Here is a 7,405-nt window from a genome sequence, read left to right as displayed (position 1 = left end):
TCAAGGGCACTTGCCATACCCGCTTATATCAGTCAATGCAGGATCTGCAGAGTATGCTGCGCTCTCATTCCTTAATCTATTTGAAGCCGATAAACGGTACAGGTGGAAGGGGCATTATGCGTATCGAGCGTTCGTCTCTTAGTCCCACCACCGTATTCGTACAAGGGCGTGATCATCAGCGCCGGATTATTCGTCCACAGAAGCTCACGATTGGCCAATTAGCAAGAAAATTGGCTGCCTGGAGAGCTAGAGATCGTTATCTCGTCCAACAAGGAATTGCACTGAAGCTGCCGAACGGACGCGTGCATGATTATCGCATGCTCGTGCAAAAAAATGGCGAAGGCAAATGGGAAGTGACAGGCTGTGCGGGTCGGGTTGGAGCAAATAAAAGCATCACGTCCAACCTGCATGGCGGTGGAGAGGCGGTTCGGATGGATGAACTGCTCCGCAGATGGATAGGCGATGAGCATCGAATTGCAGAAGTGAAGGATGACGCAGAGAGGATCAGTCTCGAGATCGCACAGTTCCTAGAAGAGAAGTATGGAGCCTTATGTGAATTGGCACTGGATCTCGCGATCGACCGCAAGGGGCATGTATGGCTGCTCGAAGTAAATCCGAAGCCTGCACGGGAAGTGTTCCATCGAATCGGGGATCGGGATACTTATCGGAATGCAATCGCACGACCAATGGAATATGCATCATGGTTATATCGCCAGAAGGGGAAGCGCCAAGGCGATGCGGCTATCTCCATTGTTGAAGGAGCACTCTCATCCGGTAAAGACCAGAAATGACATAATAGCGCTCAACCCACACCGCGCGTACCTATGGATACGGTGATGTGGGTTGTTCGCATCTAGTCACGAAATGGGTTTTCGAGAAGCACTACCTCATTGGTATGAGGGCGAAGCTCCACTCTTCCGCCTAATGGCAAGATAAGCTTCGGATCCGTATGGCCGAAGTCGAAGTTCACAACAATCGGCAGATCTCCGGCACCGAATTCCCCTTCTACAATATTGACGATAATGTCGTACAATTGTTTATTTTCTTCCTCACTATAGTCCTTGGCTCTACCGAATATAATTCCCTTCACCTTCTCATACACACCCTGCATCCCATAGTTGCGCAGCATGTAGCCTACATGCATCGGTGAAGGCTTCTCCTCAGAAGTTTCGAAGCAGAGAATCTTATTGTCCCAGATCGATGGATCAGGCCAGTACGTTGTCGATTTCATAAATTCCAGTACTTCAATGCAGCCGCCCCATACTTCACCCTGCTGGACAGAACTTCCTTGTAAGAACCTCCATCCATCCCCATTAGGGTAAAACTCCCGGCACTCTCCAAGCGTATCGAGGTTACCCCAATCCTTGTATCCATTGGTCCACTCTCGATATGGAGCATAGTGGTAGGGAAAATGATCTGAGAAGAAGAAATCACGAAGATGCTCTGAATACGCTTCAGGCAGATGCTGCAATTGCGCTATTCCCGCCAATATCGATGGGCCGTAGAAGGTGATCATTCCGAGCTGATTCAAGTACGAGAGGAACGTTGTTGCATCGGAAAATCCCATAATGAACTTTGGATTGTTCGTGATGATTTCAGTATCCAAATAGGGCAATATTCGAATTGATTCATAACCGCCAATGGAACAAATGATGCCGTCGATGCTCGAATCACCGAAACATTGGTTGATATCCTATGCTCGCAGCTCAGGATGGCGATACAGTTCAGTCGGCTCCATCCTAGCTGTCGGCATTTCGATAATGTCAAATCCGAACATCTCACGCAGATTGCTCAACCCGAGCTCGAAGGTTTCTGGAAATAAGTATGGGAGTCCACTCGATGGAGATATCACCGCAAGTTTCGAGCCTTGCTTCAATCTTTGGGTTTCAGCATACAAATCATTTCATCCGCCCCCTAAAGTTTTCCATCCATCTTACCCCCTACTCACCACTTGGGTCAACCCTATTTATGTTCACATACATAGCAAAGATGCCGCACAAGTGTGCGACATCTTCTCTCTTACTTCGTATACAGTTGATACATCATCGTATCCTCGTCCGCGGCACGAGCGAGATCATAAGCCTGCTGAACGCTTCGTTTGTTCTGGATCAGTTCATAACAGAAACGGGTGACGAACATCAACGTGCTGTTCCCATATGGATAATCATCAGGACCAATATAGGTCTGGCAGCCACCATCCAAGAAGGCCTCAGCCATCTCCTTATTGCCCAGATCACATCCGTTGCAGACGACCGTCCGGCCATCGAGCTTGGCAAATTGCCGAACTGCCTCGCTGCCGAAATCACCACGCGGCTCCCCTTCCTCATATACCTCGTCACCAATCTCAGGCATCACGAAGCGGCCCTCGTCACCATGAAAGTTCAAAATAACGAGATCCGTAGTAGGGAACAGATCCTTGCCGGACAATACATCGATAAAGTCATTCGGTTTTCCCACCCAATACATAAACACCCGAGCCCCAAAGTACTCCAAGGTAGCTCGAAGCGCTTGCGTCTCCATATCACAATCCGCTCCACATACGATAGCAACATTCATCTCAGGTTTACTCATTCCAATCAGCCTCCACATGTTTTAAGTAGTTACGCGCGTACGCATTTGTCCAACTACAATAAACATTGGAGGAGGTCTGGCCCACCACGGTACATGCTTACGTTACTTCTTCATTACTATCTTCCCTTCAATAATTGTTAATTGTTGTTATTGATCCGATGAAGCATACAATTCCAGCAGTTCATCGAAGTTATGGATAAGAACATCCGAGCCCTTCAATTCTTCGTCCGCACCGAAACCTGCATATTGACAGCCGATAACCGTTTGTCCATTTCCTTTGCCGGCCTCCACGTCTGAAGAGCGATCACCAACCATCCATGCTGAGGAGATATCATGCTCCTTCAACAGAAGCTCTACAAGCTCCACCTTCGTCGAAGTCTGCCGTCCTCCGGCACTGTACAGCTCCGTGAATAGCTCGGTCAATCCGTGCACAGCAGCGACACCTTGCACATATTCTTCCAACCCATTACTTGCCACAAACAACTTTACACCAGCTTCTCGCAATTTGGCAAGGGTTTCCTCCACTTGCGGGTACAGTTCCGTTCCACCCTCCTGCAAGCCCTTCAACTCATATTCGAGCAGTAGATCATCCGCGCGCAGTCTTGCCTCTTCGCTGGACTCTGGCATAACCCGATTCCAAATATCTGCTAACAGCATTCCAAGAGAGCTTAAGATACGCTCCTCCGGTGGGGTTGGCCCTACGAACAGCCCTTCATTGCGAAGCTGGTCAAATGTTCTGTGGTACGCTGGAATCAACAGCGTCTCTGTCTTGAACAGCGTTCCATCCATATCAAAAATCATCGCCTCCGGGCGCTTCAAAGTGCTCGCAGTACGAGATACGTCAGAAAATGTAGTCATTACTTTCCCTCCAATTCTATGGTTGTCATTGCACAGACTATACATCATTGTACACAACATCGATCGTCGAATCATTAGTAATATTGTAAATGTTTTGTAATCAATATGTCAGGATGAGGATAGCCATTTCCCTTCACGTTCGATATGATAGGGATGTTGAATATACTAGGCACTGGATTACACAGCAACCAACTAGTCATACGGAGGCGAATCAATTGGAACAGGCGATCATCATCGGCGCGGGTCCATGTGGACTGTCCGCTGCTATAGAATTACAACGGATTGGTATGAATCCGCTCATCATTGAGAAGCACTGTGTCGTGAACTCAATATATCGTTATCCTACCCATTTGCAATTTTTCAGTACACCGGAAATGCTCGAAATCGGCGGCATGCCGTTCGCCAGCCCGCACGACAAGCCCTACCGGGATGAAGCACTTGTCTACTACCGCAGAGTTGCAGAGCGATATCAGCTGCGAATTCGATCTTATGAAGAAGTGAAGCACGTTCACAAAGAAGAGGATGGCACGTTCACCGTTCATTCTACGACACGCAGCGGCTTATCCACCTCGCACCGCGCGCGTTATGTAGTCATTGCAACAGGGTATTTTGATCATCCGAACATGCTTGGGATCCCAGGAGAGACACTTCCGCATGTATCGCACTATTTCCAAGAAGCTCACCCTTACGCCGGGATGAATGTTGTTATTATTGGCGGCAACAATTCAGCTGTTGATGCTGCACTTGAACTTATGCGCGTTGGAGCTAAGGTGACAGTTGTATACCGCGGTGATGAGTTAACTGCACATATTAAGCCATGGGTACGTCCCATTTTCGAGAGTATGATCGCGAAGGGACACATTGACATGCATTATCATTCTCGAGTTGTAGGCATCGAACCTGATAAGGTTCACATTGAGCGTAATGAGGGGGGCACGGATGTCATCGCAAGCGACTTCGTCCTCGCCTTGACCGGATTCAGACCAGATCGAACGATGCTGACTGCTAGTGGAATTGAGCTGCAGAGCGATCGCGAGAAACCGGTATTCGATCCTGATACGATGGAGACAAATGTCCCTGGATTGTATGTTGCTGGAGTCATCTCATCAGGCCGGGATGCCAATGAGATATTTATAGAGTCTGGCCGCCATCATGGTGAGCTGATTGCGAATCATTTGGAGCAGCAAGCCCGTTAAGAGCAGCGGGTGGGTACGATGAACCCACCCGCTTCCTTATGGATGAACTAAGACATGACCGCTGTCCGTTCCTTGAAATTAATACCTCGATAGTACATTTCCGCAACGAGCAGGTTCGGCCCGCAGCAGGATGCTTGCGGACAATGGCAATCCACCGTTCTGGAGAGTGGATGTTCATTCAGCCAAGCATTGAATGTATCGTCAAGCTTGCCTGAGTAGATGCTGCCGAACGCCGGAATATCTGCAAAGTCCGTAACATAGATATCCCCGCTAAACAAGTTGACATTCAATCGATTGCGGCCATCCGGATCGTTGCGCACAGTCACCATTGGTTCCCTATGGAGGCGGCGGAGCAGCGCTTGATCCTCCTCATTCGAATTACAGGAGAAGAACGGCAGCGTGCCGAATAACATCCACATGTCCTTATTGCGAGTATCCAGCAACCGATGAATAGAGGTACGCAATTGTTCGATTGGAAGCACCGGCAAGTTCTCCGCGAAGGAACTCGGGTACATCGGGTGAACCTCATGTCGCTTGCATCCCATTTCATCGATGATCTGATGAATTTCGCTTAACTTGTCATGCGTCCGATAGTTGACCATCGATTCCGCGGAAATATACATGCCTGCTTCACTCAGCTTGCGTGTATTCTCAATCATGCGCTCATACAGTCGACCTGCGGCCCCAGATTTGACTTCGTGGCTGCTGTGCGTGAAGCCGACTGCATGGAAGTCTTCCATACATGTGTAGTTGAATGAAATATGCATGACATCCAAATAGGGAGCGACCATCTCGTATCTGCGCATGTCCATCGTCAAGTTCGAGTTGATCTGGGAACGTACCCCGCGCTCACGTGCGTATTTTAACAGAGGAACGATATACTCCTTGACCGTCTTCTCGTGGAACATCGGCTCACCGCCGGTAATGCTTATCGTCTCCAAGTGCTCAACCTCTTCAAGACGTTGAAGCATTAGATCAAGCGGCAGCTTGGGAGGCTCATTTGCGACCAGTGTGTGTCCTACCGCGCAGTGCTCGCAGCGCATATTGCATGCCTGGGCCACAGTCATTTCCACACTCGTCAATAGATGACGGCCATATTGCTGCAAAGAACGAATCGGATCCCATGGATCGTAGGCTGGACTAATTGTTTTAAGACCTACTGTTCCTCTTTGCCCCGTATTCGCTGCCTTCTCCGCTTGCAATTGATTCATGATTCATTCCACCTAACTTTCTAGTTGCCTGCTTACAATCTTTATTGCAGAAAATAATTGCTTACTTATTTATAGCATACTTCGCCGTTCCTTGCGTCGAAACATGCTCGGGACCCACCAATTGGCATGCCCCATAAGCTTCATAAATGCGGGAACGAGCAGAACTCGTATGAGTGTAGCATCCAAAAATACAGATACTGCAAGCCCAAGACCGATAGCCTTCATCATCTCGTTATCGGTGAAAATAAACGCACCAACAACAACAATCAAGATGAAAGCAGCACTTGTAATAATACTGCCTGTCTTCATCAGCCCTTGAGCGGTGCTGTGCTCATTGTCCTTCGTTCGATCATACTCTTCCGCGATTCGTGACAGCAAGAACACCTCATAATCCATAGATATGCCGAACACGACACATGATGACAGGAAGCATCGCTACCACCATTCCTGTTGACGTTACATGCAATAGATCAGCCAAATAGCCGTGCTGGAAGACAAGAACGACAATGCCAAGACTTGCCCCAAGGCTCAGCATGTTCATGATGACTGCCTTCAGTGGCAGAAGAACCGAGCGGAATGCGACGAAGAGCACGATGTAGGTCACGATAAGAATAAACGCGATCACATACGGAAGCGCAGTCGTGATGCGTTCAATGATATCATGCTGAACCGCCGGCCCTCCGGTTACATACTTCCTGCTCAATCCCGAACCTGAATCTATCTGGCGCAGCTCGTCCACTAACTTGAACGCAGCATCACCCTTCACGTCAGGCCTCACAATCACTTGCACCACAAGCATCTTGTCATGAAGTGGCATCTTCGCTTCCATCTGCGTACGCACCTCTGGTCGGGACAACACCGCTGCCTGCGCTTCAACTCCTGTAATATTCAAATGAGCTAATGCATCCACATAGCTATCAACACGCTGTACACCCTCTATAAGTTGAATACGGGATGCTAGCCCCTGTATCGCTTGTATCGTCTCGATAGACGAATAGGGCTTGTCCGTCTCCACAACGATTTGAATTGGATTCAATGCCTGCTCATTATACGCTTCTCTCATCAATTCTGCACCGTATCGCGATTCGTACTTCGGCGGCAGCATCTCTGCATCCGGTATCCCAATCTTCATACTACCTATCGGCCATGCACATGCAGCCAATGCAGTTGTGAGCAACAGAACGATCCCTACGGGATGCCTCATCACACCATGTGCAATACGGCTCCATAGTTCACTGCCACTCGTCTTCTCGGCGCTTCTCCACCGAGCAGGAATGATAGGGAACTTGTTCACCTTATCGCCGAGTACACTTAATAGTGACAGAAGGAGCGTATTCCCCGCTGTGACTGACATCATGACCACGATAACGCCGCCAATGCACAACGAGCGGAACAATGATAAATCAATAAACAGCATGGCAATTAAGCCGATCAGCACCGCAACACCAGAAAATAAAATGGACTGACCTGCGGTCTGCGCCGTCATGGCGACAGCCTGCTCAACAGAAGATTGCTTGGCCAGTTCCTCTCGGAACCTGCTTACAATGAAGAGCGCATAATCAATGCCAA

Annotated in this window: 9 protein-coding genes; 2 read left to right on the top strand and 7 right to left on the bottom strand. The window is 48.8% G+C overall.

Annotation, left to right across the window (positions count from 1 at the left end):
* Positions 1–791 (top strand): YheC/YheD family protein (locus tag AZ66_RS24510; RefSeq protein WP_044357267.1); only part of this gene is annotated, 791 nt, incomplete at its 5' end.
* A 62-nt stretch (positions 792–853) separates the two neighbouring features.
* On the opposite strand, the gene AZ66_RS24505 is transcribed toward AZ66_RS24510, so the two are convergent.
* From AZ66_RS24505 to AZ66_RS24495, 4 genes are all read right to left on the bottom strand, one after another.
* Entirely contained in the window at positions 854–1,642 is a 789-nt protein-coding gene (locus tag AZ66_RS24505; protein WP_231587033.1) for an LD-carboxypeptidase, read from the bottom strand.
* Positions 1,643–1,693: 51 nt separating this feature from the next.
* Positions 1,694–1,897 carry a hypothetical protein gene (locus tag AZ66_RS33075; protein WP_231587032.1) on the bottom strand — a complete coding sequence of 68 codons (204 nt, stop codon included), beginning with the start codon at positions 1,895–1,897 and terminating at the stop codon, positions 1,694–1,696.
* Between the two features lie 122 nt (positions 1,898–2,019).
* Entirely contained in the window at positions 2,020–2,571 is a 552-nt protein-coding gene (locus AZ66_RS24500; RefSeq protein WP_044357264.1) for a hypothetical protein, read from the bottom strand.
* Between the two features lie 147 nt (positions 2,572–2,718).
* Positions 2,719–3,429, bottom strand: coding sequence for an HAD family hydrolase (locus tag AZ66_RS24495; RefSeq protein WP_044357263.1), 711 nt, complete (start codon positions 3,427–3,429; stop codon positions 2,719–2,721).
* 215 nt (positions 3,430–3,644) lie between these two features.
* Here AZ66_RS24495 and AZ66_RS24490 point away from each other — a divergent pair, with 215 nt between their 5' ends.
* Positions 3,645–4,625 (top strand): YpdA family putative bacillithiol disulfide reductase, encoded by a 981-nt coding sequence (locus tag AZ66_RS24490; RefSeq protein WP_021259021.1) that lies wholly within the window; start codon positions 3,645–3,647, stop codon positions 4,623–4,625.
* Between the two features lie 47 nt (positions 4,626–4,672).
* Here the strand turns inward: AZ66_RS24490 and yfkAB are convergent, their stop codons facing one another.
* From yfkAB to AZ66_RS24480, 3 genes are all read right to left on the bottom strand, one after another.
* Entirely contained in the window at positions 4,673–5,836 is a 1,164-nt protein-coding gene (gene yfkAB, locus AZ66_RS24485; protein WP_082061714.1) for a radical SAM/CxCxxxxC motif protein YfkAB, read from the bottom strand.
* Positions 5,837–5,905: 69 nt separating this feature from the next.
* Complete coding sequence (locus AZ66_RS33430) at positions 5,906–6,214, bottom strand: MMPL family transporter (RefSeq protein WP_269433133.1); 309 nt, start codon at positions 6,212–6,214, stop codon at positions 5,906–5,908.
* Between the two features lie 7 nt (positions 6,215–6,221).
* Positions 6,222–7,405 (bottom strand): MMPL family transporter (locus tag AZ66_RS24480; RefSeq protein WP_269433132.1); only part of this gene is annotated, 1,184 nt, incomplete at its 5' end.

Source organism: Paenibacillus sp. E194, from assembly GCF_000935845.1.
GTDB lineage: Bacteria > Bacillota > Bacilli > Paenibacillales > Paenibacillaceae > Paenibacillus_B > Paenibacillus_B alvei_B.
Note: the sequence above shows the minus strand (reverse complement) of the source record. Positions and strands in the feature narration are given on the sequence as shown.